Consider the following 26,449-nt stretch of genomic DNA (forward strand, 5'->3'; position numbering starts at 1 on the left):
CTGAGCCCCGTACAATACAGGACTCAGGCCTTGGGCACCGGCTGAATGAACCGTCCAACTATTGGGGGTCAGTTCAATACCGCGGGCCCTTTTTCGTCTCGCCGCGTCGCTGGCGACGCACAGACTCAATGAAACTTGGCCCGGCCCATCGCCCATTCGGCAAGTTTCTTGGCGATCAACCCCAGCACGGCGATGACGATCAGGGTCATCAGCATGTCGATGGGACGTACCAGCGTGGTGGCTCCCAGCACGGCGAGCGCCAGGGCCCACACCCAGCGGTTGTCGTCGCCGCTCTTGATGACACGGGGCACCACCTTGTTCAGACCTGCACTGACAGAGGTTTCCCACAGCTGGATGCAGAAATAGAGGATGAGGGCGAAGGCAATCAGCCAGATCACGATTTCAGTCATGGGTTCGCTCCGGTAAGCGTCGTTTCTGGTGAGAAGGACAAAATAGGGATCCCGCTAGGGTAGCGGCGAGGCCAAGGGTGCGCAACTCAACCAAAGGCCGTGAACGCGACTCAGGAAATGCCATGCGAAGCTGAAAAAACCGCATCCCCCCTGACAGCCCCGGTATCCCGCGTTACCATGGTTTCTACATGCACTCACCGAAAGGTTCATCAATGCAGATTGCGCAGAATTCCGTTGTCGCGTTTCACTACACCCTGACCAACGATGCAGGTGAGGTGCTGGACAGCTCGGAAGGTCGTGAGCCGCTCACCTATCTCCACGGTGCCGGCAATATCATTCCCGGACTCGAGAAGCAGCTGGAAGGACACGAAGCCGGCGAGAAGCTCACCGTGACCGTTGCGCCCGAAGAGGGCTACGGCGAGGTGCAGCCCCAGCTCGTCCAGGAAGTCCCGCGCGACGCCTTCCAGGGCGTCGAGTCCGTCGAGCCGGGCATGCAATTCCAGGCCCAGACCCAGGGCGGCCCGCTGATGGTCACCGTGACCCAGGTGGAAGGCGATACCGTCACTGTCGATGGCAACCACCCGCTGGCAGGCCAGAAACTGAACTTCGACGTCGAAATCTCCGACGTCCGCGAAGCCAGCCAGGAAGAGATCGAGCACGGTCACGTGCATGGTGAAGGTGGCCACCAGCACTGAACGCGACAGCACCGTGAACGCAAGGGGCAGCCGGCATGGCTGCCCCTTTTCTGTGTCGCCTGGTGATGTCGCAGGCGACAAGGGGAAACCCGGTCAGCCTTCTTCCTGCGCCGCTTCCAGGCCGCTTAGCGTGCGGTAGCCGCCCCATAGCCGCGTCGCCGTGGTAATCAGGCAGGCGACGGCAAAGAACGAGGCCAGCAGGGGGAAATGGCCCGGCAGCAGGCAGAAAAGCACGAAGGCAAGGATCGTCTCCGTGCCCTCGGTCAGGCCGTGCAGGTAATAGAACGCCTTCTGTTGGAACTGCGGCCGCTCGAGCCCGTGCCGGGTCGCCATGATGGCAAAGGCGAGGAACGAAGTGCCGGTACCGATGAAAGCGAACAGCAGGAAGGCAGCCGACAGCGCATTGTCTTCCGGGTCGGCCAGGGCGAAGCCCAGCACCACGGCCGCGTAGAACACGAAGTCGAGGGCGATATCGAGAAAGCCCCCGGCATCGCTCGCCCTGCCCGAGCGTCTGGCGAGAGCACCATCCAGACCGTCGCCCAGGCGGTTGAGCAGGATCACCACCAGAGCGAGCGCGTACCATTCCATGGCCAGCAGCGGCAGGCTGAGCATGCCGATCACGAAAGCCGCCACGGTGACCCGGTCCGGGCCGATGCCTCGTCCCTGCAAGCGCTTCGCCATGGCTTCCAGGGGAGGCTGCGTCAGGGGCATGGTCCAGCGATCAAGCATGCTTCCTCCTCGTTCCGGTAGATGATCGGCCCCGGCGCCAGGCGAAGTAGCGCGCCAGCCAGTCCAGCAGTCGCTCAGGCTTATGGGCGTTCTTCCATACGCCAGCGGTGGCCTTGGCCGCCTCCGACCAGGTGGGATAAGGGTGTACCGTGCCGAGCAGCTTGTTGAGCCCGATTCCGTGGGTCATCGCCAGGGTGAACTCTGCCAGCAACTCGCCGGCCCCCTGCCCTACCACGCTCGCTCCCAGGATGCGGTCCTTGCCCGGTACCGTGAGCACCTTGACGAAACCTTCGGTCTGGTCCTCGGCAATGGCGCGGTCCAGTTCGGCGAATGCATATCGCGTGACATCGTAATCGATGCCACGCTGGCGTGCCTCACGCTCGCTGAGACCGACCCGCGCCACCTCCGGTGCGGTATAGGTCACGGCGGGCAGTGCCCGATAGCTGACCCGGAAGCGCCTGAACTCGCCGAACAGGGCATTCACCGTGGCGTGCCAGGCCTGATGGCCGCTGGCGTGGGTCAACTGGAAGGGGCCGGCCACATCACCGCAGGCCCAGACATTGGGCAGCACGCTCTGCAGGCACTCGTCCACGGCAAGGGTGCCGTCCTCGCGCGTTTCGACGCCCAGTGCCTCGAGCCCCAGGCCGCCCACGCTGGCCTGACGCCCCACGGCCACCAGCAGGCGATCGAAAACCAGCCGGTGCGTTTCGACCTCGCCCGTTGCCGTGGGCCGCTCCACCTCAAGCGCACTGGCGACGCCGGGCGCTTCTCCGGGCACCACACGCACCGCGCGGGTATCGAGCCATAGCGCCACCGCTTCCCGCTCGAGCCGAGAATGCAGCACAGCGGCCACATCGGCGTCCTCACGCGGCAACAACTGGGGGCCCGCCTCCACCAGGCTCACTCGGCTCCCCAGGCGAGCGAAACTCTGTCCCAGCTCGCAACCGATCGGGCCGCCGCCCAGCACTACCAGTCGCTCCGGCAGGGTCTCGAGCTGCCACAGGTTCTCGGAAGTGAGTACCTCGATCGCCTCCAGCCCGGGCAGGGACGGCACCTTCGGCCTTGCCCCGCTGGCGACGATCACGTGCCGCGTGGTCAGCGTGCGGACTCCCTCGTCACTGGTCACGCGTACCCGCCACGGATCCTGCAGGCAAGCCTCGCCTGCGGACACCTCGACACCAAGCCGCTCGTAGCGTTCACGACTGTCATGAGGTGCCACGTCGCGAACGGCGCGCTGCACGTGCGCCATCACCGCGACGAAGTCGACCTGTGGTTTCTCCACGTGAATGCCGTAGCGATGGGCCCCGTGAATCTCCTCGATCACTCGTGCCGCACGGATCAGCGCCTTGGACGGCACGCAGCCGGTGTTCAGGCAGTCACCGCCCAGGCGATGGCGCTCCACCAGCGCCACGCGGGCCTTGACCGCCGCGGCGATATAGCTCGCTACCAACCCCGCCGAGCCGCCACCGATCACCACGATGTCGTAATCGAAGCGCGTCGGGCGTTGAAAACGCCGTGCCACCCGGCGGCGCTTGGCGATGGCCACCAGGCCGCGGGCCAGCCAGGGAAACAGGCCGATCAGCACGAACGAGCCGATCAGTCCCGGCGAGAGCACACCGGAAAGCGACTCCAGTTCACCGATCCCGCGCCCCGCGTTCACGTAGACCGCCGTACCCGGCAGCATGCCCAGCTGGCTGACCCAGTAGAAAGTCCAAAGACGGATACGGGTCAGTCCCATCATAAGGTTGATGACGAAGAAGGGAAACAGTGGGATCAGCCGCAGGGTAAAGAGGTAGAAGGCGCCTTCGCGGCGAACCCCGGCGTTGATGCGCTCGAGTTGCGGCGCGAAGCGTTTCTCCAGCGATCCGCGCAGCAGGTTTCGGGCGATCAGTGCAGCCAGGGTCGCGCCGAGAGAGCTGGCGAACGAGATGATGAGCAGGCCCCAGCCGAACCCGAACAACGCCCCGCCCAGCACCGTCATCAGTGTGGCGCCGGGCAGCGACAGGGCCGCCATGATCACATAGAGGAGAAAAAAGCCGCCCACGACAGTCAACGGTTCATCGGCCAGCCAGGCCTGGAAACGCGCCTGCTCGGCCTGGAGGTTGGCCAACGTCAGCGCCTCGTCGACGCCACTGAGGAAGTAGGCGGCCACGGTGGCGACGAGCACCAGCACGAGAAGTAGACGACGACGCGCCACGGCGACTCCCGGTTTGGAGGTACACTTTAAACAGAGGTTATACGGAACCTGTGTCTCGTAACAGCTTCCAACCTTACAGCCCGCAACGCAATGCAACGAGGGACCGGCCATGATCAGGATACGAAACGTCTTGCCGTGGGTGCCGTTACTGCTGGCCCTGCCCGTCGGCAAGGGCCTCGCGAACGAAGCGACTGACAGCGCCGTGTTCGGCGGCGGCTGCTTCTGGTGCGTCGAGGAGGCCTTCGACAAGGTCGAGGGCGTCGTCTCGACGACGTCCGGTTTCAGCGGTGGTCATGTCGAAGACCCGAGCTACCGGGAGGTGGTCAATGGAGAAACCGGGCATGTCGAGGTGGTCAGGGTCGAGTATGATCCCGAAGCGACCGACTATGCCGAGCTGCTGCACGTGTTCTGGCGCAATATCGACCCCTTCGCGGAAAACCGGCAATTCTGCGACGAGGGTGAGAGCTATCGTAGTGTGATCTTCACCGCAAACGAGACGCAGCGGGAGTTGGCCGAGGCCACGCGCGACGAGCTCGCCGAGCGCTTCGGCCGGGAGATCGTTACCGAAATCAGCGATTTCGAGGCTTTCTACCCCGCCGAGGAAACCCACCAGGACTACTACCGCAAGAACCCCGTGCGCTACAACTTCTACAAGTCGGCCTGCGGCCGCGACGAGCGCCTGGAGGAGATCTGGGACGAAGAGGCCGGCGGCCTAGCGGGCCAGTGATACCCGCTCGAGGTTGCGTTCGCTGCGCCATAACCACAGTGCGATGCCAAGGGTGACGCCAAGCAGAAGCCACGAACCGACGGCCACGCCCAGCCAGCCAGCGTGCTGCCAGAAGGGCTCGAGCCATAGGCTGCCCAGGCTCGCCCCCAGGTAGTAGAAAACCAGGTAGAGGGCGGAGGCACTGCCGCGAGCACGCTGGGCCTGGCGACTGACCCAGCTCGAGGCCATGGAATGGGCGAGGAAGAACCCGACGGCATTGATCGTCAGCCCCACGATGATCCCGCCCAACGACTCCATCAGGGTAACCAGGGTGCCGCCCATGAGCACGAGGATGCCCAGCGCCATGCAGGCCGGCTGGCTGAAGTAGCGGGTCAGGCGTCCCGACAGCCCCGAACTCAGGGTGCCCCCCAGGTAGGTAAGGAAGATCATTCCCAGCCAGCGCGACCCGAGGCCGAACGGTTCATCCGCCAGGCGGAAGGTGATGTAGCTGTACTGGTTGATGAAGATGAGGAAGTTGATGCCACCGAGCAGGTAGGCTGCCAGCAGCAGAGGATGGCACAGGTGAGCCCCCAGGTCCGCCAGGGCGCCGCGCAGTTCGAAGCGGCGCGGTGCAAACTGGCGGGGCGCCGGCAACAGCTTCCAGAACAGCGCTACGCCAGCCAGGGTCACCAGGCCCACCGTCAGGAAACCCGCACTGGCCCCGCCGATCTCACCCACGCCGCCACCGATCAGCCGGCCACCGATCCCGCCCAAGGTATTGGCGCCGATATAGAGCCCCACGGCTGCTAGCAGCGCCGGGCGATCGAACTCGTCGCCCATCCAGGCAATGGCGACCGCCGGCAGTCCCCCGAGAACGAAACCCTGCACCAGGCGCAGCGCCAGCAGGGTTTCGAAGTTGGGCGCCAGGGCCAGGCCCAACGAACACAGCCCGGTCAACAGCAGCGTGACACGCATGATGCCACCGCGGCCGATGGCATCGGACAGAGGACCGAAGACCAGTAGCGCCCCTGCCAGAGCCAGGGTCGCCATCGACATGATAAGGCTGACGCCCAGCGTCGATACGCCGTAGGTCTGGCGCAGCTCAGGCAGCAGCGGCTGCGGCGCATAAAGATTGACGAAAACCAGAATGGAACCGAGGCATAGCGCCAGTGTGGCGCGCCACCAGGCGGGGGAACGAGCGACGATCATGCACGGGACCTGAGCGGAAAAGCTTGCCCCTCATGTTCGGGCATGCAGAATGATAAGCCAAACAGAATAAAACGATTGTGACTATCTCTTTCGCTTATCGGTAACTTCCATGGCACTGCCCTTCGATCTACGCGCAATGCGCGTCTTCGTCACGGTGGCCGACCGTGCCGGCTTCAGCGCTGCCGCCCGCGAGCTTCACGTGGCCCAATCCGCTGTCAGCCAGACCGTAGCCAACCTCGAACGCCAACTGGAGCTGACCCTGTTCCATCGCCATGAGCGGCGGATTGGCCTGACCCCAGAAGGGGAAATCCTCTACGCCCACGCCCGGGAACTGCTGGAGCGCGCCGAGGCCACCCACCTGGCCATGCGGGAGCTTCACGGGCTGGTCAAAGGGGAAGTCCGTATCGGCATTCCTTCGATGCTCGGCTCCTACTACTTCCCCCCGCTGTTGATGGGCTTCAAGGCGCAGCATCCCGGGATTCGCTTGACCGTGGTGGAAGCCGGCGCCCGACGACTGCAAGGCATGATAGCCGAGGGCGAGCTGGATCTCGGCGTGGTGATCGACGACGAGCAGAGCCGCCACATGGAGCGGCGCCGCCTCGTACGAGAGGAAATGGTGGTTTGTGTGCCACGCGCCCATCCCTTTGCGGCTCGGCGTAGCGTAACGGCGAAGGAGTTCTTTCAGGAGCCGTTGGTGCTGTTTCAGGATGGCTACTTCCACCGTGAATTCGTCGACGCGCTCTCGCGGCAGACCGGCCTTGCGGCCAATATCGCCTTCCAGTCGAACCTGATACCGCTGACCAAAGCGATCGTGCGTCAGGGCTTCGGCATCACCACTTTTTTGCGCCGGGTGGTGGACGAGCCTGGGCTTGCTGCAATCTCCTTCGACAGCCCGGCCTGGCTCGACCTGTCGCTGGCCTGGGCGCGGAGCGCCTACCTTTCGCGAGCGGAGAGCGCTTTCGTAGAGTACGTCATCGCCCACCGCGATATCTTATGAGAGTGAAACGCCAGCGTTGGCGCATCTCGAGCAATAGCTTGGGAAAGCGTAGGCGCTGCTCAGCCTTCGCCCGGTTCGGTGACGCGCTGCGCCAAGGTCGTCGGCTCCAGCGTCCGACGCGCTTGCCAGTAGTAGCGCTGCCAGTAGCTGTTGTCGAGCTCGGAGAGCATCACGCCCTGGGAAGTGGAGGCGTGAAGAAAATAGCCGTCGCCCACGTAGATGCCCACATGATCGTAGCGCCCCGGGGGGCGGAAGAACACGAGGTCCCCGACCTGCAGCTCATTGCGAGATACCTGGGTACCTTCTCGTACTTGCTCGCTAGTGGAGCGCGGAAGCTGGAGGCGAAAGGTTTCGCTGAACACGTTCTGCACCAGTGCCGAACAGTCGATTCCGCTGCGGCCGGTGCCGCCGAGTCGATAGGGCGTGCCGGCCCAGCGCTCGTGTTGAGCCAGAAGCGCCTCGCGGACGAGTTCGGGGGGCGGGTTGTGTAGGCTACTTACCCGGAGGATGGGGTTGTCCACAGGCGACATCATGGGGTCGAAGGATGACGACATGCCTGGCAACTGTCTGGCAAAGTAGTCGTCGGGAGCTTCCAGCGAGGTTTTCGCTGAGCCGGCACATCCGGTCAACAGCGCCAACGATACACCGAGCACAGCGAGACGACTCGATCCCGTGGCAACCATCCTGCTAGTTCCTCATTTCCTTGAACCGCACGCAGGTTCGGGTCGAGCGGATGCCCTACCTGACAGACCCGAGAGGATCGCTGTGGTAGTGGTGCCTGGCGTTCGCCCGTACCACTGCCAGAGCGGCCTTGCGACGGCTCGCGACATGATGAAGGCTCCGTCATGCTGGAGCCATGTGTAATCCCGCTGACTATAAACCACACAGACTCAACAGGGCGAGTCCTAATGTAGCGTCTTGATATCGCCCGGCAGTGTATCGATATGCATGGGTGCCCAGTGGCGCGGCCTGGCACCGGGAAAGTCCAGGCTCGCCCATGGACCGGCCAGGGGCGGCGCGCCCGACAGCCAAGCGACCAGTGCCATGCGGAAGCTGCTGAGAAAGGCCTCGCGCTCGGGCGTTTCGCCCATGAAGAACGAAAAGCCAGCATACAGGCCGTTGGCATAGGCCTCCCAGCTGCCGTAATGCTCGGCGGCCAAGGCATGCGCCCGCTCGAGCACGCCGCTGAAGGCAGCCTCATCGAGCCAGCCCAGTTGACGCCCGGCAATGGCCAGGTCAACGGCCTGGGCCACGTCCCAGGCGGTCATGTCCAGCTCGTTGCAGCCATCGGTATCGTCACGCACCCGCTTCAGCCGCAGCATATGGTTGCGATCCTCCTCGCTGCACTCGCCGCTTTCCAGCATGGCGATCTCCGAAGACAGGCGCTGGGCATTGAGCGTGTAAGGCGCGTAGTTGATCTGGTATTCCTGCCGGTCGCCCGCCTCGAGCAGGAAATCGAGAAACTCGGTCAATTCGCCACGGCCCTGCAGGCCGTAGTGGCCATCGATCCATTCGCGTATCGAGACCGCCTCTCGGTCGCTCTCCACGTGCGGTTCGCTCCAGGCGGCACTGTTGAGCGGCCCCACCAGCGCCATGGCGGTGAAACGCGACAGGGTCGGCCGCGGGCCCGGTTCCTGCCACTGGGAGGAGCGCCAGTCGAGCCAGTGAAACGGGCTGCCAGGATCGTCCCGATGCCAGCGGATCTCCTCGACGAGCGGCGGTTGCTCACCTTCGGGTAACAGCGCCTCCCACTGGGCCCAGGCCTCGAGCAGGCGGCGCGGATCGGCATAGAAACGGCACAGGGTACCACGCAACGCCTCGGCCAGGGCCGTCAGCGCCCCGGCATCGAACGCCTCGCTATCCATCGCCATTTGCAGGTAGAAGGCGTACTTCTCGGCCATGTGGATGGTGGCTGCATGACGATTGCCCTTTTTCAGCGCCTCGAGCGTGGCCCGGTCGGCGGCTTCGGGTCGGCCGAACGGCGTATCCGCAGCGGGCAAGGCGCCATGGGCGGCATCGGCCGCCAACTGGTTGAGGTGGTGCGCCTGGGCAGGGAGCCAGTAGCGCGTGAAGGCCTCCACCCCCTCGTCGGGGTGTAGCCCCAGGGTCTCGTCGAGATAACGCAGGGCATCGGCGCGTTTCTCGGCGGCTACCGGCACGGCCGGCCCCTGGCGCATGCCGAATTCAGGCTCGCGTACCGAGGCCAATGCAAGCACCCAATGCTGTGGTGAACTCCGCCAGGCCATGATCGCCCGGCGCGACGCCTCCCTCGCATTCTCGTTCAGGAGCTGCTGCAACGGCACCCGCCAGGGGCTCACCGGTGAGTTGAGCAATAACCCCCAGTCACGCTGCATGTCGCCCAGCCGGTCGCGCCCCTCGAACAGGCTGCAGCCCCGCTGATAGGCCCGTGCCAGCGCCGACCAGTCGCTGTAGCGACGCAGCGCCAGATCGGCAGCGTGAGCGGCGAACGCCTGGGCTTCGGCGGGCTCCAGCCAGCCTGCGCAGGCCCCGGCCCAAGCCAGGTCGACCAGGCGCATCCAGTCCCAGGCGGCCCACTCCAACGGCTCGCCACGCTCCACGAAGTCGAGCAGCACCCGGCCGTAATCGCGTTCGGTGGCAACGAGCCCGCCAAGCCACGCCTGGCGTTCGTCACTGCTGGCCGCCAGCAGGCGAGTCGCATCGAGGTCCCAGCCTTGGCGATGACCGTAGCCCGCCAGCCACAGCAGGCTCTGGATCAGGCCGGTGCGGTTCTCTATTTGCCAGTACTGCCACAGCCAGCCCCCAGCCTCCGGCCAGTCCATCTCGCCCGGTGATGCTTCCACTACCGGCGAGAAAGCCGCCCTCAGGCGCCAGGCGCCAGCACCCTCGCTGTCGGGCCAGAGCGTACGCGCCTTTTTCCTGCGCAGCTGGGCCAACCTCTCGGTCAATGTGTGCCAGGTTATGCCTTCGCCGTCACGCTCAAGCGCCGCCAGCGCTTCGCAGGCGTCCCAGAAACCATCGTCACCGCGCACCCAACCCTCGACGCCCTTGGCATGCAGCAACGCTTCAAGCCACGCTTCCAGATTGGGATAGCGGCTAGCGATCTCTTCGGTCAGGCGTATCAGCCAACTTCGTACGCGGGGCTCGGAGAGCCAGTTGGCCGATCCGGCCAGAGCGAGTAGCTCGAGAGCGGCAAGCAGCCGCGCCGGCTCTGCCGTATCGGTACCGAAAGCTTCGACCAGCCGCCAGCCCAGCTCGCCGCGATCGTTGACTTCCAGCGCCTGCAGCCTGGCACGGGCCACTTCCGGCTCGATCGCGATGGGTTCGGGTTCGAAGACCCAGCCGCACAGGACCAATTGTTGAGCCCACCAGGCGTAAAGGGGGTCGACCAAGTCTCACCTCGACGTTCAACCAGCGTAAAAGGGGCGTGACTCGGCCACACCCGGGAAACCGGCGCCTAGTGTAGCGGAAAGCGCTGCGCGAGCCGATGGCCTGGCAGCGTAAAAAGCGCGAGATGCAGCGTGAGGGCTCTTGGCGAAGCGTTTTAAATAATGCACACTCGCCAAACAAATAATCAACACACCAGGAGCCTGCATGTCACTCCCTGCCGACATTTACCGCAACAAGGCCTTCATCGATGGCCGGTGGCGCGATGCTGAACGCCGCTTCGACGTGACCGATCCCGCCACCGGCGAGACACTTGCCAGCGTGCCCGACCTCACGGCAGAGGATGCCCGCGACGCAGTAGCCGCGGCGGAAGCCGCCTGGCCGGCATGGCGCCGCCAGCCTGCCAAGCAGCGCGCCGCACTGCTGCGTGCCTGGTTCGATGCCATCATGGCCCATCAGGAATCGCTCGCTCGCATGATGACCCTGGAGCAGGGCAAGCCACTGGCGGAATCGCGTGGCGAAGTGGCCTACGGGGCGTCGTTCGTCGAGTTCTATGCCGAACAGGCCAAGCGCATGGCGGGCGAAACTCTGCCCAGCCACGGCGTCGACAAGCGCATCCTGGTACTGCGTGAACCGATCGGCGTGGTAGCGGCTATTACGCCGTGGAATTTTCCGCTGGCGATGATTACGCGCAAGTGTGCCCCGGCGCTGGCCGCCGGCTGCCCGGTGGTGATCAAGCCGGCCGAGGCCACGCCGCTGACCGCCCTGGCCCTGGCCGGGCTGGCCGAGCAGGTGGGCTTCCCCGCCGGAGTGCTCAATGTCATTACGGCGAGCCGCCCCGCCGAGATCGGCGAAGTGCTGACCACCGATCCGCGCGTACGCAAGGTTTCCTTCACCGGCTCCACCGCAGTAGGCAAGAAACTGCTCGCCCAGTGCGCCGGCACGGTCAAGAAGGCCTCCCTGGAGCTTGGTGGCAACGCGCCCTTCATCGTTTTCGATGATGCCGACCTGGATGCCGCGGTGGAGGGTGCGGTGGCCTCGAAGTATCGCAACTCCGGCCAGACCTGCGTGTGCACCAACCGCCTGCTGGTCCAGGCCGGCGTTTACGATGCTTTCGTCGACAAGCTCGCCGCCCGCGTGGCCCAGCTCGAGGTAGGCAACGGTTTCGACGCGGGCGTGATGCAGGGTCCGTTGATCAACTCGGCGGCCGTGGACAAGGTACGAGAGCACATTGCCGACGCCTTGGCCAAGGGCGGACGCCTGATCTGCGGCGGCGAGCCCCACGCGCTAGGCGGGACCTTCTTCCAACCCACCGTGATCGCCGACGTCACCGATGAGATGCGCGTGGCCCGCGAGGAAACCTTCGGCCCGCTGGCGCCGGTATTTCGCTTCGACACCGACGAGCAGGCCATTGCCATGGCCAACGCCACCGAATTCGGCCTGGCAGCCTATTTCTACGCCCGCGACTACCGCCGGATCTGGCATGTCATGGAAGGCCTGGAATATGGCATGGTGGCCGTCAACGAGGGGATTCTCTCCACCGAGCTTGCCCCCTTCGGCGGCGTCAAGGAGTCGGGGCTGGGCCGGGAGGGGTCCCATCACGGCCTGGATGAATTCACTGAACTAAAATACGTTTGTGTCGGCGGCCTGTGATCGCCAGCAGCGTCTTTCCAAGGAGGTAGGCTAGATGAATAACGCACAGCTCAACGAACTCAAGCAGCGCTATGTCGCCAATGGCGCCGCCAGCCCCGCCACCCAGTTCGCCGATCGCGCCGAGAACGCGCTGATCTGGGACGCCGACGGCAACCGTATCATCGACTTTGCCGGCGGCATCGGCGTGCTCAACATCGGCCACCGACACCCCAAGGTGGTCGAGGCGGTCAAGGCACAACTCGACCGCGTGATGCATACCTGCCAGACCGTGATGCCCTATGAGGGCTACGTGAAGGTGGCCGAGCGCCTGAGCCAGGTGACCCCGGTGCGCGGCCACGCCAAGGTGATGCTGGCCAACTCCGGCGCCGAGGCGCTGGAGAACGCAGTGAAGATCGCCCGTGCCGCCACCGGCAAGAACAACGTGATCTGCTTCGACGGCGGCTACCACGGGCGCACCTTCATGACCATGGCCATGAACGGCAAGGTCGCTCCTTATGCCACCGACTTCGGCACCATGCCCGGCAACGTCTTCCGCGCCCCCTACCCCGTGCCCTACCACGGCGTCAGCGAGGACGAGGCGCTGCGTGGCCTGAAGATGGCGATCAAGACCGACGCCAACCCCCGCGACACCGCGGCCATCGTGCTCGAACCGGTACTCGGCGAGGGCGGCTTCTACCCGGCCCCGGCCAGCTTCCTCAAGGCGATCCGCGAGATTTGCGACGAACATGGGATGCTGATGATCGTCGATGAGGTGCAGTCGGGCTTCGGCCGCACCGGCAAGCTGTTCGCCATCGAACACAGCGGCGTCGAGCCGGACATCATCACCATGGCCAAGAGCATGGCCGACGGCATGCCGATCTCCGCCGTGGTGGGTACCGACAGTGTAATGGACGCATCAGGCAGCAACTCGCTGGGCGGCACTTATACCGGCAACCCGCTCTCCTGCGCAGCGACGCTCGCCGTGCTCGACGTCTTCGAGGAGGAGAATATCCTCGAGAAGAGCCAGGCCCTGGGCGACAAGCTGGCCAAGCGCTTCAGCCAATGGCAAAGCGACTTCGATTGCGTCGACAACGCGCGCAACATGGGCGCCATGGCGGCAATCGACCTGGTAGCGGACAAGGCCAAGCACACGCCGGATGCCGACCTGGCTGCCGCGCTGTGCAAGAAGGCCCGCGAGAAGGGACTGATCCTGCTTTCCTGCGGCCTCTACGGCAATACCATTCGCTTCCTGATGCCGGTCACCATCGAGGACGAGATTCTCGAGGAGGGCCTGGACATCGTCGAAGCCGCGCTCAAGGAGCTGGTCGGCAGCAAGGCCACCGCCTGATCACTGTCTCGTAGTGAAAACGCCCGCCGGCAGTCGATGCCGGCGGGCGTTTGCGTTGGCGCCATATCCTCGAGCGGCTATCAAGCCGGCATGTCGTTGGCCTTCGGGTCGCGCGCCCACACCCGATGCTGCGCCATGGCATCGCGCAGCGGCGTGAAGACATCGTCCACCGAGGCTCCGGTCAACACACCCTCCTCACCGGTGGGTACGCCCGCCGCATCCAATAGCAGCTTGCCCTCGCCCACGGCGGCGATCGCCTTGAGGTGCTTGTAGGCCTCCTGCACGTAGTAGCGCCCCAGCCCCGACCGGGCCAGCGCGTCCACACTGTCGCGGCCGCCGGGTACCACTACCGCATCCACCGCGACCGAGGGCATGCCGTTGAGCATGGCGTCGGGCGTCACGCGCTTGCCGTCGGCCGCCTTCACCGGCGCCATGCTCGGCGCGATCACCAGCCCCTGGGCGCCTTCCGCCTCGAACTTTTTCTTGAGCGCCTCAATCTGGTCGCCATCGACGCCATCGGCCACCAGGATCGCCACCTTGCGATACTGGATATTGCCCGGCAGCCGTGCCATCAGGCTCAAGGCCGGGGATTCCAGCTGGGAGCTCGTGCCCAGCTCCTCGGCGGGCGCCGGTTTCTGGCTCGGTGCCTCGATGCCGTGGTTCTCGCCGACCCGGCGTGCCAGCTCCAGGTCGATATTGGGCAGGATCTCCTTGATCACTCGCTCGCGGATCCAGGGACGCTGCACCTTGGAGAGCTCGAAGGTGTAAGCGGCAATGATGTGCTCCTTCTCCACCTCGGTCTGGCTATTCCAGAAGAGCGCGGCCTGGGAATAATGATCGCCGAACGAAGGGCTGCGGGCGCGAATCTTGTGCGCGTCGATGCGCTCCTGGTAGGACTCGAAGCCGCCATTTTCCGGTGCCGCCGGGGTCTCGCTGGGCCAGCCGCCATCAATCGAGTTGGGCTCGTAGGAGGCCTGCCCCTTGTTGATGGTCTGGCGGTGCATCGAGTCGCGCTGGTTGTTGTGAAACGGGCATACCGGCTGGTTGATCGGGATCTCGTGGAAGTTGGGCCCACTCAGCCGCAGCATTTGGGTGTCGAGGTAAGAGAAAAGCCGCCCCTGCAGCAGCGGATCGTTGCTGAAGTCGATGCCCGGCACTACGTGGGCCGGGTTGAAGGCGACCTGCTCGGTCTCGGCGAAGTAGTTGTCGGGGTTGCGGTTGAGCACCATCTTGCCGATCGGTATGACCGGCACCAGCTCTTCGGGAATGAGCTTGGTGGGGTCGAGCAGGTCGAAGTCGAACTTGTGCTCGTCCTCCTCCTCGACCACCTGGATGCCAAACTCGTACTCGAGGAAGTCGCCGTTCTCGATGTCCTCCCACATCATGCGGCGGTTGAAGTCCGGATCGCGGCCCCACAGCTTCTGCGCCTCGTCCCAGATCAGCGAGCAGGTCCCCGCCAGCGGCTTCCAGTGGAACTTGACGAAGCGCGCCTTGCCCTGCCTGTCGATCAGGCGAAAGGTATGCACGCCGAAGCCTTCCATGTTGCGGTAATGGCGCGGGAAAGCGCGGTCGGACATGGTCCACAGCACCATGTGGGTCGATTCAGGCATCAGCGAGACGAAGTCCCAGAAGGTGTCGTGGGCCGATTGGCCCTGGGGGATCTCGTTATGCGGCTCGGGCTTCACTGCATGCACGAAGTCGGGGAACTTGATCGCGTCCTGAATGAAGAAAACCGGCATGTTGTTGGCCACCAGGTCCCAGTTGCCCTCGTCGGTATAGAACTTGGTGGCGAAGCCGCGCACGTCGCGCACGGTGTCGTTGGAGCCGCGTGCGCCCTGCACGGTGGAGAAGCGCACGAAGACCGGCGTCTTCTTGCGGGGATCCTGGAACAGACCCGCCTTGGAGTACTGGGCGGCGTTGTCGTAGGGCTGGAAGTAGCCGTGGGCCGCCGCGCCACGGGCATGGACGATGCGCTCGGGAATGCGTTCGTTGTCGAAGTGGTTGAGCTTCTCGCGAAAGATGAAGTCCTCGAGCAGCGTCGGCCCCCGCTCACCCGCCTTTAGCGAATTATGATTGTCGGTAATACGCGTACCGTGGTTGGTGCGCAGGTCGTGCCCGGTGGCATCGCTGCGATATTTCTCGAGGTTCTCGGACTTGCTGTTCTCGTGAGTCTTGAACTCGGTATCGTTGGGTTTGCCGCTATTGGGCGTGGTGTGGGGGTTGTTCGCCATGCTCGAACTCCTGTGGGCGGTGTCGATCCATCAAACCCGGCATGTTTCGCCTCGGCCAAGGTGGCAGTGGTGGTTCGCTCGGGGTTCGATTGACAAGGTAGCCGCACACGCCAAAGCCGCCAATCGGCCTCACCTATGGCACTGAGAGTGAAAACCAATAGGCTGCGCCATCTTGGGAACACCGCAAACGAATCGACCCGGGCATCCGCCCGGGTCGATCCACCTCTCGCCGACGAAGGCGCGCTACGGCCTTCGCACCTTCGCTATGATCCATAGCAGGACTACGGCACCCACCGTGGCCGTTACCAGCGAGCCGATGAAACCTCCGGCCTCGAGCCCCAGCAGGCTGAACAGGAACCCACCGAGCAACGCCCCCACGATACCCACGCCGATGTTACCGAGGATGCCGAAACCGCCTCCACGCATGATGTTGCCGGCAATCCAGCCGGCCAGGCCCCCGATGATCAGCCAGGCGATGATACCCATACCGTCTCTCCTCCTTGTGGTCGATACTGCCGTTCGGGGCAGCTTCGATGATGCTTCAGTGCGTCCGTATGAAAAAGCGTAGCTCAAAATGACGAGCCGGGCTGTTCGAGAAATGTCAGCTCCTCCGCGCTCGACTCGCGTCCCAGGATGACATTGCGGTGTGGGTAACGGCCAAAGCGCAACAGGATGTCCCGGTGAAGGTGCTCGAAGCGCAGGTTCTCCTCGAGCCCCGGCTGATCGAACAGTCGTAGTGCCTCGTCGTGGATCTTGAGCGATTCGCTGTGCATGTAGGGCATGTAGAGGAAACTGCGCCGGGATACGTCCAGCTCACGGTCCACTCCTCGGGCCACGGCCTCCTGAGCCAGCACCAGCGCCAAGGGATCCTGGACAAAGGCACGCGGATCGTCGCGATAAAGGTTGCGCGAAAACTGGTCGAGCACAAGGATCTCCGCCAAGCGCCCCTGCGCCGTGTCGCGCCATTGCCACAGCTCCCCGGCGGCGGCGGCCTGGTGAAGGGCAGCAAAACGCCTTCGTATCTGCGCATCGAGCTCGGCATCTTTGCGAAACCACTGGACCGGCTCGAGCTCCTCGAACCAGAAGGCGATGACCGCATCGCGGCCGGGCAGTGTCTCGTCCATGTCATGTCCTCGTCGCTTGTGCTCCTGATATCCTGCACTTGGGTTTCGATTTTTTCACCTGTTCGCGCTACGGGAGTTGCCATGACGCCCATCCTCGGCATGTTCACCTTCGTCTTCAATCTCGTGGGCCTGGTGATCTGCCTCGTTGGCCTGACGTTCGCTCAACGCAGGGAGAAGCGCTGGCCGGGCTATTCCCTGGCCGGGCTGGGCTTCCTCATCGCCACGATACCGATCTGGGGACAGTGGCTGACCCCACCGTAACCGCGCTGGAATGTCCGTATCGGTGGGACATTCGTCATTGCAGACATATCGCTTCCGGCGGAGACTGATAGCATTGCCTCGCAGGAAACCCGTCATGTCGCGCACCGTTGTCCTTCTTGCCTACCCCGGCTGCCAGTTGCTGGACGTCAGCGGCCCATGGCAGGTTTTCGCCTCGGCCAACGACTTGAGCGGCCAGACGCTCTATCGCCTGCATCTCGCTGCCGACGCGCCGGGCAGCGTAGCAACCAATGGCGGCCTGGCGCTGCAGGCCGACATCGCCTGGGACGAACTCGCTGCGCTCGACCCCTTGGATACGCTGCTCGTCGCCGGCGGCCGCGGCGTAACACGCCAGTGCCAGCGCCCCGAGCTACTCGACGCCCTGAAGGAACGTTCCCGCCTGGCGCGTCGCCTGGGCTCGATCTGCACCGGAGCCTTTCTGCTCGCCGCAGCCGGCCTGCTGGACGGTCGCCAGGCCACCACTCACTGGCGATACTGCACCCAGTTGGCCAGCGATTACCCCACGGTTCGCGTGGTGCCCGATGCACTCTACGTCGAATCCGCCGGCCGCTTCACCAGTGCCGGCGTGACAGCCGGCATCGACCTGGCCCTGGCGCTGCTCGAAGCGGACCACGGCAGCGACCTGGCCGGCCGGGTCGCCCGCGAACTGGTGCTGTTCCTGCGCCGCCCCGGCGGGCAATCGCAGTTCAGCGAAGTGCTGGCCAGCCAGAACCGTGCCTGCGGTGCGCTGCGCCAGCTGCTCGACTGCATCCACGCCGACCCCGGCGCACCGCATCGCCTGGAAACGCTGGCCGACTCGCTCGGGGTCACGCCCCGCCACCTTTCGCGCCTTTTCCGCCAGCAGCTCGCCACCACGCCCGGTGCCTACCTGACCCGTCTGCGCCTGGAACAGGCCCGCCTGGCCCTGCTCGCGAGCGAGCGGCAGCCGCCGCTGGAGCGCCTGGCCCGGCAGTGGCGACTGGGCGGTGCGGAGCAGCTGAGGCGGCTGTTTCAGCGCCACTACGGGATTTCCCCCACGCTCTATTACCAGCGCTTCGGCCCCGCAGGCCAAGCTTCGTCCGCTTCCCTTTGAACAACGGATACACGAGCCCAGGAGGCTGCCATGCCCTTCAACGTGATGCTGCTGTCGCTGTGCCAGGCGCTGCTGGTGAGCGGCAATATCCTGCTCATTGCGGTCTCGCCGCTGATCGGCGCCCGCCTTGCTCCCGATCCGGCCTGGTCCACCGCGCCGGTCGCCACCCAGTGGCTGGGGTTGATGTGCGCCACCATTCCCGCCTCGCTGATCATGGCGCGGCTGGGGCGCAAGCGCGGTTTCCTGCTGGGTAACCTGCTGGGCCTCGTCGGGGTGGCGGTGGCCGCCCAGGCCCTGGTGGCCGAGGCCTTCTTCGCCTTCATGCTGGGTACCTGGCTGATCGGCATCGGCATCGGCTTCGGCCAACTCTATCGCTTCGCCGCAGTGGAAGCCGCACCCTTGGCGCTGCGCGACCGGGCCATTGGCCTGGTCATGGGAGGTGGCGTACTGGCCGCTTTCTTCGGCCCCTGGCTGGCCCGTATCAGTCGAGAAGCGGCCGTCACGCCCTTTCTCGGCAGCTTCCTCGGCCTGGGCGCACTCTACCTGGTGGCCCTGCTCGTGCTACTGGCCACCCGCCTGCCGCCCCCCGAGACGACCCACGGCGACGGCCAGCCGCGCCCCCTCGGCGAGATTCTGGGCCAGCCGGTCTTCGTGGTCGCGGCACTCTCGGCGCTGATCGGCTATGGCGTCATGAACCTGGCGATGACCGCCACGCCACTGGCCATGGCCGGCGCCGGCCACCATTTCGACCATGTCGCCACCACGATCCAGTGGCACGTGCTGGCCATGTTCCTGCCCTCGTTCGCCACCGGCCACCTGACGGCGCGCTTTGGCGCGCCGCGCATGATCACCGCGGGCTGCGCGCTGCTCGCAGCGAGCGGACTGGCGGCCCAGGTCGAGGCCGGCGTGATGGGCTTTCACGTGGCACTGGTCCTGCTCGGGCTGGGCTGGAACTTCACCTTTCTACCGGCTACCGGGCTGCTGACCGAGGCGTATCGGCCGGTGGAGAAGGCCCGCACCCAGGCGGCCAACGAATTCCTGGTCTTCTCCACCGTGGCCATTACCGCCCTGTTGGCGGGTCCGCTGGTCAATATGCTCGGCTGGACGCTGCTCAACGCCTTACTGGTGCCGCTCGCGCTGGTGCCTATCGGGCTACTGGCCTGGCAGCGCCTTGCCAGACGCCGTCAAGACCCTCACATTAGCGGCTGACACTGCTGTGAAGGGATCCCTCGCCAATGCGCCAGTCGCTCACTCGGGAGCTGACCAACCTGATCGAACGCGGTCGCGATCGCCAGCTGCGCCTGGCGGTCACCGGGCTTTCCCGCTCGGGCAAGACCGCCTTTCTCACCTCGCTGGTCAACCAGCTGCGCCATGCCGGGCTGGAGGCTCGGCTGGACCTGATGCCGGCTGCCCGCGAAGGGCGCTTGCTGGGGGCCCGCCGGGTCAGCCAACCCGACCTCGGCGTACCGCGCTTCCCCTATGACCAGGCCATGGCAGCGCTCGACGCCGAGCCGCCGCGCTGGCCCGACCCCACCCGAGGCATCAGCGAACTGCGCCTGTCGATCCGCTATCGCCCGGCCAGGCGCGGCCTGCTGCGAAGCGACACCGCCGAGCTCAGCCTCGACCTGTTCGACTACCCCGGCGAATGGCTGCTCGACTTGCCGCTGCTGGGCCACGACTACCTGAGCTGGAGCCGAGCCATGCTGGCCGGCGCCGGTGAGCAGCGGCGTGCCCTGCTGGCCGAATGGGAAGGGGTCGCCGCCAAGCTCGACCCCGCCGCCGAGGCCAGCGAGGCCGAACTTGCCGAGATCGCCGCGTGCTATGCACGCAGCCTGCAGGCCGCTCGTGAGGCGGGCTTCGCCAATCTTCAGCCTGGCCGCTTCCTGCTGCCGGGCGATCTCGAAGGCGCGCCGGTGTTGCAGTTCTTTCCCTTGCCGGCGCTGGCGGATGCCGACGACACAGCGTTGGCCAAGCTGCCGCCGGAGAGCGTCTACGCCACCTTGGCGGCACGCTTTCGCCACTACCAGCAGCACATCGTGCGCCCCTTCTACCGTGACCACTTCCGGCGCTTTGATCGTCAGATCGTGCTGGTCGACGTGCTCGGTGCCCTCAATGCCGGCCCGGAGCGCTTCGAGGATCTCTCCCAGGCCCTCGGCACACTGATGCAGAGTTTCGACTATGGTAAACGCAGCCTGCTCTCGCGGCTGTTCGCACCGCGCATCGACCGGTTGGCGATCGCCGCAACCAAGGCCGACCACGTCACGCCGGAGCAGCATGCCAACCTGACGGCCCTGCTCGAGGCCCTGCTCGCCGAGCCGCTGCAGGACCTGCGCTATGCCAACGTGCCGGTAAAAGCGCTGTCGCTGGCGGCCATCCGCGCCACCGAGGCCCACCTGGTCGACCGCAAGAGTGAGCGGACGCCGGCGCTGCGCGGCACCACGCTGGAAGACGAGGAAGTGTTGGTGTTTCCCGGTGAGGTACCGGTCAGGTTGCCCGACGCCGACTTCTGGGCCCGGCAAGGGTTCGATTTTCGCGCCTTTCGCCCCGCCCCACGGGAAGGTGGCGCGCTGCCCCACATCCGGCTCGACGCCGCGCTGGACTGGCTGATCGGAGACAAGCTGCAATGAGCGACCGCCGTGACGAGCCGCAGGGTAACGACCCACGCCCAGCCCGACGCTTCACACTCGACGAACCGGCTGCCCCCGGCCTGGAGCCGCCACGGCCACGCCTGGACTTCGACAGTCAGTTGCCGACCCTACCCGTGGAGGAGCCCGCGGTCAGCCGCGCCGAACGCGACCTCGAGACAAGCCTCGGCCGCCCGCGCAAGCGCCGCTGGGGACTGCTGGCGCTGTTGGGCGGCGGCATTGCGCTGGGTACGGCCGAGATGGCCCTGCGCCTGCCCGAGGCACTGCTCGGTGGCGACTGGCTCAGCGGCGGTTGGCATCTTCTGGGACTGGGAGCCATTGCCCTGGGGGCCGCGGCGCTGCTGCGTGAGGTGTGGCGACTCCGCCGCCTGAAGCGCCACGATGCCCTGCGTAGCCGACTGGCCGAGTTGCCCCAGGCCGATGCCGAGCAAGCCTTCCAACTGGCCAAGGTGCTCAAGCGGCAGCTCAGGCTCGACGACGACCACCCCCACTGGCAGGCCTTCCTCGACGCCCGCGAGCCGCACCACGGCGGAGCGGAAATCCAGCAGTTGCTGGCCTATCACCTGCTGGCCCCACGCGACCGCCAGGCCCGACGTCTGATCTCGCGCATGGCCGGCGAAACGGCCGTGATGGTGGCAGTGAGCCCACTGACGCTGGTCGATATGGGCCTGGTGGCGTGGCGCAGCCTGGCCATGATCGATCGCATCTGTCGTCTCTACGGGCTGGAGCTGGGGTACGCCAGTCGCCTGCGCCTGCTGCGCAACGTGCTCGCCAACATGGCCTTCGCCGGTGCCACCGAGATGGCCGGCGATGCCGGTATGGAACTGCTATCGCTGAACCTGGCCGGGCGCCTCTCGGCACGCGCCGGCCAGGGCATGGGGGTAGGCCTGCTGAGCGCCCGCCTCGGCCTGCGCACCCTACGCCTGACCCGGCCGCTGGTATTCGCCGAAGGCGAGGCGCCGCGCATGGCCGATTTGCGCAGCGAGCTCTGGCAACAGCTGCGCCGGCTGGAGGAAACCAAGGGATGAAATGACGATCTGCCCAATGCTTGACCCGAGTCATGACGTCTCGGGTAGGAGGTTCTAGGCTCGGGGTAGTGATTGTTTAACCGAGCAAGAAGGAGAACGCCATGTACAAGTCCATTCTGATACCCGTCGACGGTTCCGAAGGCGCCAAGAAAGCCCTGGAAGTCGCCTGTGAGCTGGCCAATCAGGCCGATGCCACCCTGCACATCCTGCACATCCCCGAGGAGCTCTCTCACGAGACGACACTGGTGTGGGGCATCGGCGCCATCGCCATCGAGGCGTCACGCCAGGAGCGCGAGGACCTCGGCAGGCAGGTCGTGGACAAGGCGGCCGAGGCGGCACGCGCCAAGGGCATTACCCAGATCGAGACTGCGGTAGGCCAGGGCGACCCGGCCCGCACCATCGTCAGCGAAGCCCGCCGACGTGGGGTCGAGGCCATTGTCCTGGGGAGCCGCGGCCTGAGCGACCTGCGTGGGCTGGTGGTGGGCAGCGTGTCGCACAAGGTTAGCCACATCGCCGAGTGCACGGTGATCACGGTTCGTTAGCCATGAACCCCATCTGCCGGCGGCCGAGCGGCGTGAGAAGTTCCGGTGTCCCACGCCCCTTGAAATCCACCTCGAAGTCATCTGGCGCAAAATCCGGCGGCGTGCGCCCCGTTTCGAAGGCTTCCCGCTGGCCGCGCAGGTAGACTGCATTCTTCTCGCACCACGGCGCCGACCCGATGTACATCACATTGCTGTCGTGCTCGCCTGCGTGCTCGGGATCGACGGCATGCACCACATCGCAGTGCCACCACACGGTGTCGCCGGGTTCGAGGTCGGGGATCGGCGTCACCGCCTCGATCAGCGGCGCATGCCAGTCGCGGTCCACCGACAGCGCGCGCCCCGGCCGGGCACCACATAGGTCGTCCTCGGGGACGTCGTCCTGAAGCGCACGCAGCAGCAGATAGGCCATGACGTTGGCGATGGGGGCCAGATTCAACGTGCCGGCCCCGGCGCGCTGCGGCGTCAGGGCGGTCCAGCCCTGAAAGGTACGGAACATCGAGCACACCGCAGGCGAAGGAAACTCGCGCACCTGAGTCCTGCCTTCGCCATTGAAGGGATCGAAGCGCCCCGGCTCTCCGGCAAAGACATGGCGATACACATGGCGGAAATTCGCGTCCAGCCAGCGCTCGACCGAGCCGCCATCGACGTGCGGCGACAACCCCAGGCTGGCCGACCCCGGCGGACGACGGCGGATCCGATCGGCATAGGTCGCCATGCGCTCGGGATCGAAATGCTGCCGTCCCTGGCTCGAGGTCTTCCATAGCCGGTTGAGAAAAACCTGGGCTTGCTGCAGGCGCTCGCTCTGACGCGCCAGGACCTGGGGCTGCGACCAGTAGATACCGTAGATCTGCGGCTTTCCCTGGGCGAGGTTGCCGAAGTAGCTATCCTCCGCGGCGCAGGCCAGGCGCTCCTCGAAACGATTCGTCTCGAGGTAACGACCGATGTCAGTGTTCCATTGGCTCGCCAGGCCGCGCTCGAACACGCCGGTGATCACGCACGCGCCGGCAGCCCTGACCTGGCGACGCCGAGCGTCGTCGATTCGCCCCGCCACGATGTCGCCGATATCGAGGCTAGGGATCGGGTTTTCTCCCCGTTCGCGGCAGGCGCGTATCGCGTCGACCTGCCGCAGCAGGTCCGTCTCCGCATCGAGAAAGGCTTGGCGGTAGTTCGGCAGCGCCCCACGCAGCATGCGCTTCACTTGCCGAATGGCCTCGGGCAGAGCGTCGTCGCTGATTCCGAATGGGTTGGCTAGCGTCATGTGCGTCTCCTCCTCAGGCCAAACGCTGCTCCGTCTCGCTGTCGAACAGCACCGCACGGGCCATGTCGATGCGCAGTGCCAGGCGCTCCCCCGCGGCCACCCGACACTTGGGCCCGACCCGGGCCGTGGCCTCGCCTTCCCCCAGCTTGAGCTGCAACAGGATGTCGGCGCCGGTGGGCTCGACCACGCTGATACGCGGCGTGAGCAGCACGCCCTCGTCGTAGTCGCTCAGCCGCGCATCGTCTTCGGCGAAGTGCTCGGGTCGCAGCCCGAGGATCACCGGCTTTCCGACTCGCTCGGCCATGGCCGGCGTCTGTCGTGCGTCCGGCCAGGGCAAGCGCAGCGTCTCCTCGCCCGGCGTGTCGACGCACAGCCGATACGCGCCCGCCTCGCTCTCCAGCGTCGCGGCGATGAAGTTCATCGACGGCGAGCCCATGAAGCCGGCCACGAAGATGTCCACCGGATCGTTGTAGACCTCGTCAGGCGAGCCGAGCTGGAGGATGCGGCCGTCGCGCATCACCGCGATGCAGTCGGCCAGCGTCATGGCCTCGATCTGGTCGTGGGTGACGTAGACGATGGTCGTGCCGAGGCGCTGGTGCAGCTTCTTTATCTCGGTGCGCATGTCGACGCGCAACTTGGCATCGAGATTGGACAGCGGCTCGTCGAACAGGTAGACCTTGGGCTCGCGCGCCAGCGCCCTGCCCATCGCCACCCGCTGACGCTGGCCGCCGGAAAGCTGCGACGGCTTGCGGTCGAGCAAGTGCGAGATCTGGAGCAGGTCGGCGACCCGCTCGACGGCGGCTTCGCGCTCGGCCTTGGGCACCTTGCGCATCTCCAGGCCGAAGCTGATGTTCTGGCGCACCGTCATGCTCGGATAGAGCGCATAGGACTGGAAGACCATGGCGATATCGCGCTCCGCCGGCGTCTGCCAGGTGACGTCCTCGCCGGCGATGCGGATCTCCCCGGATGTCACCGGCTCCAGGCCGGCGATGGCGTTCATCAGCGTCGACTTGCCGCAACCCGACGGCCCCACCAGGATCAGGAACTCTCCCGAGTCGATCGCCAGGCTGACATCCTTGAGTACCTGCTCGCTGCCGAAGTCCTTGCAGACATTGTTGATTTCAAGCGCTGCCATATCGAAAACCTCTTGATTGTTCTTACGCTCAGCCCTTGACCGAGCCGGCGGTGAGCCCGCGGACGAAATACTTACCGGCCAACACGTAGACGACCAGCGTGGGCAGCGCGGCGATCATCGCCGCCGCCATGTCGACGTTGTACTCCTTGGCCCCGGTCGAGGTGTTGACCAGGTTATTGAGCGCCACCGTCACCGGCTGGGTGTTGTGGGCCGAGAACGCGACGCCGAACAGGAAATCGTTCCAGATCTGGGTGAACTGCCAGATCACCGAGACCACGATGATCGGCGCCGACACCGGCAGCAGGATGCGCCAGAAAATACGGAAGAAACCGGCACCGTCGAGCTTGGCTGCGGACACCAGCTCCGTGGGCACCGCCACGTAGAAGTTGCGGAAGAACAAGGTGGTGAAGGCGATGCCGAAGATCACGTGAACCAGGATCAGCCCCGCCCGGGAACTCGACAGCCCCAGCCAGCCCAGGGTCTGCGCCATCGGCAGCAGTACCACCTGGAACGGGATGAAGCAGCCGAACAGCATCAGCGCAAAGATCAGCTCGGAGCCCTTGAAGCGCCACTTGGTGAGCGCATAGCCGTTGAGCGCACCGATGGCGGTCGAGATGAGCACCGCCGGCACGACAATGGCGATGGAGTTGAAGAAATAGCCGCCTATCCCTTCGCAGCGCATGCCGGTACAGGCTTCCCCCCAGGCCTTGGCCCAGGGGGCCAGCGTCGGCTCGCGAGGCAGCGAGAGCAGCGTGCCGGGAGTGATCTCGGCCAGCGGCTTCACCGAGGTGATCAGCATCACCACTAGCGGCATGAGATAGAACAGGGCGGCCAGAATCAGCACGGCGTAGAGCAAAATACGGGCCACGCGAGCACCGAGCGTGCGGCGGCGTATCACGTTATCCATGACGGCGATTCCTCAGCTCGGAGTAGAGGTAGGGCACCAGGATGGCCAGTACGCCCCCCAGCATCAGCATCGCACTGGCCGAGCCCAGGCCGATCTGCGCCCGGGTGAAGGCGTGGGCGTACATGAAGGTGGCCGGCAGGTCGGAAGCGTAGCCCGGCCCCCCGCCGGTGAGCGCCACCACCAGGTCGAAGCTCTTGATCGCGATATGCGAGAGAATCATCACCGCGCTGAACACCACCGGGCGCAGGCAGGGAATCACCACCCGCCAGTAGATTCGCGGCAGACTGGCGCCATCGAGCTGGGCCGCCTTGAGAATGCTGTCGTCGATGCCGCGCAGCCCGGCCAGAAACAGCGCCATGACGAAGCCCGAAGCCTGCCACACCGCGGCGATTACCAATGTGTAGACGGCCATGTCGGGGTCGGTGATCCAGTCGAAGCGGAAGCTCTCAAAGCCCCAACTACGCACCATCGCCTGGATGCCCAGGCCAGGGTTGAGCAGCCATTTCCACACCACGCCGGTAACGATGAATGAGAGCGCCATCGGGTAGAGATAAAGAGTTCGCAGCGCCCCTTCCTGGCGGATACGCTGATCGAGCAGGATCGCCAGCAGCAGCCCCAGTGCCAGGCAGATGGCAACGAACAGGCCGCCGAACACCACCAGGTTGGTCGAGGCCACCCACCAGCGGTCGCTGGCCATCAACCGGGCGTACTGGGCCAAGCCGACGAACTCGTAGCTGGGCAGCATGCGCGAGCTGGTCAGCGAGAGAATGAACGTCCACAACATGAAGCCGTAGACGAAGAACAGCGAGATGGCGATGGACGGAGAAAGCACCAGCCGCGGCAGCCAATCCTGCAGCCGGGCGGCCGACGAGGGACGACCGGCACGCGGAATGAGCACGCCGGGCCGAGCCGCGGGTGTCGATGCGGGTTTCATGGCGG

At 65.4% G+C, this 26,449-nt stretch carries 24 protein-coding genes; 11 read left to right on the forward strand and 13 right to left on the reverse strand.

Features of this window, described 5'->3' with window-relative positions:
• Positions 1–125 precede the first annotated feature (125 nt).
• Positions 126–410, reverse strand: coding sequence for a hypothetical protein (locus ACOJCM_RS03270; RefSeq protein ID WP_445210634.1), 285 nt, complete (start codon positions 408–410; stop codon positions 126–128).
• Positions 411–622: 212 nt separating this feature from the next.
• Between ACOJCM_RS03270 and ACOJCM_RS03275 the strand changes: the two genes are divergently transcribed.
• A complete protein-coding gene (locus ACOJCM_RS03275) occupies positions 623–1,105 on the forward strand; it encodes an FKBP-type peptidyl-prolyl cis-trans isomerase (RefSeq protein WP_445210635.1) in 483 nt (160 codons plus the stop codon).
• 93 nt (positions 1,106–1,198) lie between these two features.
• Here the strand turns inward: ACOJCM_RS03275 and ACOJCM_RS03280 are convergent, their stop codons facing one another.
• Both ACOJCM_RS03280 and ACOJCM_RS03285 read right to left on the reverse strand, forming a co-directional pair.
• Positions 1,199–1,834 (reverse strand): CDP-alcohol phosphatidyltransferase family protein, encoded by a 636-nt coding sequence (locus ACOJCM_RS03280; RefSeq protein ID WP_445210636.1) that lies wholly within the window; start codon positions 1,832–1,834, stop codon positions 1,199–1,201.
• Complete coding sequence (locus ACOJCM_RS03285) at positions 1,827–4,031, reverse strand: FAD-dependent oxidoreductase (protein ID WP_445210637.1); 2,205 nt, start codon at positions 4,029–4,031, stop codon at positions 1,827–1,829. Before ACOJCM_RS03285 ends, ACOJCM_RS03280 begins: the two co-directional genes overlap by 8 nt.
• A 109-nt stretch (positions 4,032–4,140) precedes the next feature.
• Between ACOJCM_RS03285 and msrA the strand changes: the two genes are divergently transcribed.
• Positions 4,141–4,758 (forward strand): peptide-methionine (S)-S-oxide reductase MsrA, encoded by a 618-nt coding sequence (gene msrA, locus ACOJCM_RS03290; RefSeq protein WP_445210638.1) that lies wholly within the window; start codon positions 4,141–4,143, stop codon positions 4,756–4,758.
• On the opposite strand, the gene ACOJCM_RS03295 is transcribed toward msrA, so the two are convergent.
• Positions 4,744–5,946 carry an MFS transporter gene (locus tag ACOJCM_RS03295; protein ID WP_445210639.1) on the reverse strand — a complete coding sequence of 401 codons (1,203 nt, stop codon included), beginning with the start codon at positions 5,944–5,946 and terminating at the stop codon, positions 4,744–4,746. The genes msrA and ACOJCM_RS03295 overlap by 15 nt on opposite strands.
• Positions 5,947–6,055: 109 nt before the next feature.
• Between ACOJCM_RS03295 and ACOJCM_RS03300 the strand changes: the two genes are divergently transcribed.
• Positions 6,056–6,943 carry a LysR family transcriptional regulator gene (locus ACOJCM_RS03300; RefSeq protein ID WP_445210640.1) on the forward strand — a complete coding sequence of 296 codons (888 nt, stop codon included), beginning with the start codon at positions 6,056–6,058 and terminating at the stop codon, positions 6,941–6,943.
• A 59-nt stretch (positions 6,944–7,002) separates the two neighbouring features.
• Here ACOJCM_RS03300 and ACOJCM_RS03305 read toward each other — a convergent pair whose 3' ends face one another.
• Together ACOJCM_RS03305 and ACOJCM_RS03310 are read right to left on the reverse strand one after the other, a co-directional pair.
• Entirely contained in the window at positions 7,003–7,626 is a 624-nt protein-coding gene (locus ACOJCM_RS03305) for a C40 family peptidase (RefSeq protein WP_445210641.1), read from the reverse strand.
• 222 nt (positions 7,627–7,848) lie between these two features.
• Positions 7,849–10,314 carry a DUF1266 domain-containing protein gene (locus tag ACOJCM_RS03310; RefSeq protein WP_445210642.1) on the reverse strand — a complete coding sequence of 822 codons (2,466 nt, stop codon included), beginning with the start codon at positions 10,312–10,314 and terminating at the stop codon, positions 7,849–7,851.
• Between the two features lie 202 nt (positions 10,315–10,516).
• Between ACOJCM_RS03310 and ACOJCM_RS03315 the strand changes: the two genes are divergently transcribed.
• Both ACOJCM_RS03315 and gabT read left to right on the forward strand, forming a co-directional pair.
• Complete coding sequence (locus tag ACOJCM_RS03315; protein ID WP_445210643.1) at positions 10,517–11,962, forward strand: NAD-dependent succinate-semialdehyde dehydrogenase; 1,446 nt, start codon at positions 10,517–10,519, stop codon at positions 11,960–11,962.
• Between the two features lie 34 nt (positions 11,963–11,996).
• The gene (gabT, locus tag ACOJCM_RS03320) at positions 11,997–13,289 is read left to right on the forward strand and encodes a 4-aminobutyrate--2-oxoglutarate transaminase (protein ID WP_445210644.1); all 1,293 of its coding nucleotides are present in this window, start codon (positions 11,997–11,999) and stop codon (positions 13,287–13,289) included.
• A gap of 80 nt (positions 13,290–13,369) precedes the next feature.
• Here the strand turns inward: gabT and katE are convergent, their stop codons facing one another.
• The 3 genes from katE to ACOJCM_RS03335 all read right to left on the reverse strand — a co-directional run bounded on the left by katE (position 13,370) and on the right by ACOJCM_RS03335 (position 16,644).
• Positions 13,370–15,520, reverse strand: coding sequence for a catalase HPII (gene katE / locus ACOJCM_RS03325; protein WP_445210645.1), 2,151 nt, complete (start codon positions 15,518–15,520; stop codon positions 13,370–13,372).
• Positions 15,521–15,763: 243 nt separating this feature from the next.
• A complete protein-coding gene (locus ACOJCM_RS03330) occupies positions 15,764–16,006 on the reverse strand; it encodes a GlsB/YeaQ/YmgE family stress response membrane protein (RefSeq protein WP_445210646.1) in 243 nt (80 codons plus the stop codon).
• Between the two features lie 83 nt (positions 16,007–16,089).
• The gene (locus ACOJCM_RS03335; RefSeq protein ID WP_445210647.1) at positions 16,090–16,644 is read right to left on the reverse strand and encodes a DUF924 family protein; all 555 of its coding nucleotides are present in this window, start codon (positions 16,642–16,644) and stop codon (positions 16,090–16,092) included.
• Positions 16,645–16,725: 81 nt separating this feature from the next.
• Here ACOJCM_RS03335 and ACOJCM_RS03340 point away from each other — a divergent pair, with 81 nt between their 5' ends.
• The 6 genes from ACOJCM_RS03340 to ACOJCM_RS03365 all read left to right on the forward strand — a co-directional run bounded on the left by ACOJCM_RS03340 (position 16,726) and on the right by ACOJCM_RS03365 (position 22,210).
• The gene (locus ACOJCM_RS03340; RefSeq protein ID WP_445210648.1) at positions 16,726–16,905 is read left to right on the forward strand and encodes a hypothetical protein; all 180 of its coding nucleotides are present in this window, start codon (positions 16,726–16,728) and stop codon (positions 16,903–16,905) included.
• A 94-nt stretch (positions 16,906–16,999) separates the two neighbouring features.
• Positions 17,000–17,995 carry a GlxA family transcriptional regulator gene (locus ACOJCM_RS03345; protein WP_445210649.1) on the forward strand — a complete coding sequence of 332 codons (996 nt, stop codon included), beginning with the start codon at positions 17,000–17,002 and terminating at the stop codon, positions 17,993–17,995.
• A 30-nt stretch (positions 17,996–18,025) separates the two neighbouring features.
• Entirely contained in the window at positions 18,026–19,204 is a 1,179-nt protein-coding gene (locus ACOJCM_RS03350; RefSeq protein ID WP_445210650.1) for an MFS transporter, read from the forward strand.
• Positions 19,205–19,230: 26 nt separating this feature from the next.
• The gene (locus tag ACOJCM_RS03355; RefSeq protein ID WP_445210651.1) at positions 19,231–20,622 is read left to right on the forward strand and encodes a YcjX family protein; all 1,392 of its coding nucleotides are present in this window, start codon (positions 19,231–19,233) and stop codon (positions 20,620–20,622) included.
• Positions 20,619–21,668 carry a YcjF family protein gene (locus tag ACOJCM_RS03360; protein WP_445210652.1) on the forward strand — a complete coding sequence of 350 codons (1,050 nt, stop codon included), beginning with the start codon at positions 20,619–20,621 and terminating at the stop codon, positions 21,666–21,668. The genes ACOJCM_RS03355 and ACOJCM_RS03360 overlap by 4 nt, the downstream gene beginning before the upstream one ends.
• A gap of 101 nt (positions 21,669–21,769) precedes the next feature.
• Positions 21,770–22,210 (forward strand): universal stress protein, encoded by a 441-nt coding sequence (locus ACOJCM_RS03365; RefSeq protein WP_445210653.1) that lies wholly within the window; start codon positions 21,770–21,772, stop codon positions 22,208–22,210.
• Here the strand turns inward: ACOJCM_RS03365 and ACOJCM_RS03370 are convergent.
• The 4 genes from ACOJCM_RS03370 to ACOJCM_RS03385 are packed head-to-tail and all read right to left on the reverse strand — an operon-like array spanning position 22,197 to position 26,444.
• A complete protein-coding gene (locus tag ACOJCM_RS03370; RefSeq protein ID WP_445210654.1) occupies positions 22,197–23,468 on the reverse strand; it encodes a DUF1479 domain-containing protein in 1,272 nt (423 codons plus the stop codon). The genes ACOJCM_RS03365 and ACOJCM_RS03370 overlap by 14 nt on opposite strands.
• A 13-nt stretch (positions 23,469–23,481) precedes the next feature.
• On the reverse strand, positions 23,482–24,603 hold the full coding sequence (locus tag ACOJCM_RS03375) for an ABC transporter ATP-binding protein (RefSeq protein WP_445210655.1): 1,122 nt from the start codon (positions 24,601–24,603) through the stop codon (positions 23,482–23,484).
• 28 nt (positions 24,604–24,631) lie between these two features.
• The gene (locus ACOJCM_RS03380; RefSeq protein WP_445210656.1) at positions 24,632–25,510 is read right to left on the reverse strand and encodes a carbohydrate ABC transporter permease; all 879 of its coding nucleotides are present in this window, start codon (positions 25,508–25,510) and stop codon (positions 24,632–24,634) included.
• Complete coding sequence (locus ACOJCM_RS03385; protein ID WP_445210657.1) at positions 25,503–26,444, reverse strand: carbohydrate ABC transporter permease; 942 nt, start codon at positions 26,442–26,444, stop codon at positions 25,503–25,505. The genes ACOJCM_RS03380 and ACOJCM_RS03385 overlap by 8 nt, the downstream gene beginning before the upstream one ends.
• Between the last annotated feature and the right edge of the window lie 5 nt (positions 26,445–26,449).

It is taken from the genome of Billgrantia hypersalina (assembly GCF_052584175.1).

Bases quoted from the DNA above. Each gene is read 5' to 3' on its own strand.
- ACOJCM_RS03330 (WP_445210646.1), bottom strand. From the start codon at position 16,006: ATGGGTATCATCGCCTGGCTGATCATCGGGGGCCTGGCCGGCTGGATT.
- ACOJCM_RS03380 (WP_445210656.1), bottom strand. From the start codon at position 25,510: ATGGATAACGTGATACGCCGCCGCACGCTCGGTGCTCGCGTGGCCCGT.
- gabT (WP_445210644.1), top strand. From the start codon at position 11,997: ATGAATAACGCACAGCTCAACGAACTCAAGCAGCGCTATGTCGCCAAT.
- katE (WP_445210645.1), bottom strand. From the start codon at position 15,520: ATGGCGAACAACCCCCACACCACGCCCAATAGCGGCAAACCCAACGAT.
- ACOJCM_RS03350 (WP_445210650.1), top strand. From the start codon at position 18,026: ATGCCCTTCAACGTGATGCTGCTGTCGCTGTGCCAGGCGCTGCTGGTG.
- ACOJCM_RS03345 (WP_445210649.1), top strand. From the start codon at position 17,000: ATGTCGCGCACCGTTGTCCTTCTTGCCTACCCCGGCTGCCAGTTGCTG.
- ACOJCM_RS03375 (WP_445210655.1), bottom strand. From the start codon at position 24,603: ATGGCAGCGCTTGAAATCAACAATGTCTGCAAGGACTTCGGCAGCGAG.
- ACOJCM_RS03365 (WP_445210653.1), top strand. From the start codon at position 21,770: ATGTACAAGTCCATTCTGATACCCGTCGACGGTTCCGAAGGCGCCAAG.
- ACOJCM_RS03300 (WP_445210640.1), top strand. From the start codon at position 6,056: ATGGCACTGCCCTTCGATCTACGCGCAATGCGCGTCTTCGTCACGGTG.
- ACOJCM_RS03355 (WP_445210651.1), top strand. From the start codon at position 19,231: ATGCGCCAGTCGCTCACTCGGGAGCTGACCAACCTGATCGAACGCGGT.
- ACOJCM_RS03360 (WP_445210652.1), top strand. From the start codon at position 20,619: ATGAGCGACCGCCGTGACGAGCCGCAGGGTAACGACCCACGCCCAGCC.
- ACOJCM_RS03370 (WP_445210654.1), bottom strand. From the start codon at position 23,468: ATGACGCTAGCCAACCCATTCGGAATCAGCGACGACGCTCTGCCCGAG.
- ACOJCM_RS03340 (WP_445210648.1), top strand. From the start codon at position 16,726: ATGACGCCCATCCTCGGCATGTTCACCTTCGTCTTCAATCTCGTGGGC.
- ACOJCM_RS03335 (WP_445210647.1), bottom strand. From the start codon at position 16,644: ATGGACGAGACACTGCCCGGCCGCGATGCGGTCATCGCCTTCTGGTTC.
- ACOJCM_RS03280 (WP_445210636.1), bottom strand. From the start codon at position 1,834: ATGCTTGATCGCTGGACCATGCCCCTGACGCAGCCTCCCCTGGAAGCC.
- ACOJCM_RS03385 (WP_445210657.1), bottom strand. From the start codon at position 26,444: ATGAAACCCGCATCGACACCCGCGGCTCGGCCCGGCGTGCTCATTCCG.
- ACOJCM_RS03305 (WP_445210641.1), bottom strand. From the start codon at position 7,626: ATGGTTGCCACGGGATCGAGTCGTCTCGCTGTGCTCGGTGTATCGTTG.
- ACOJCM_RS03275 (WP_445210635.1), top strand. From the start codon at position 623: ATGCAGATTGCGCAGAATTCCGTTGTCGCGTTTCACTACACCCTGACC.
- msrA (WP_445210638.1), top strand. From the start codon at position 4,141: ATGATCAGGATACGAAACGTCTTGCCGTGGGTGCCGTTACTGCTGGCC.
- ACOJCM_RS03315 (WP_445210643.1), top strand. From the start codon at position 10,517: ATGTCACTCCCTGCCGACATTTACCGCAACAAGGCCTTCATCGATGGC.
- ACOJCM_RS03270 (WP_445210634.1), bottom strand. From the start codon at position 410: ATGACTGAAATCGTGATCTGGCTGATTGCCTTCGCCCTCATCCTCTAT.
- ACOJCM_RS03295 (WP_445210639.1), bottom strand. From the start codon at position 5,946: ATGATCGTCGCTCGTTCCCCCGCCTGGTGGCGCGCCACACTGGCGCTA.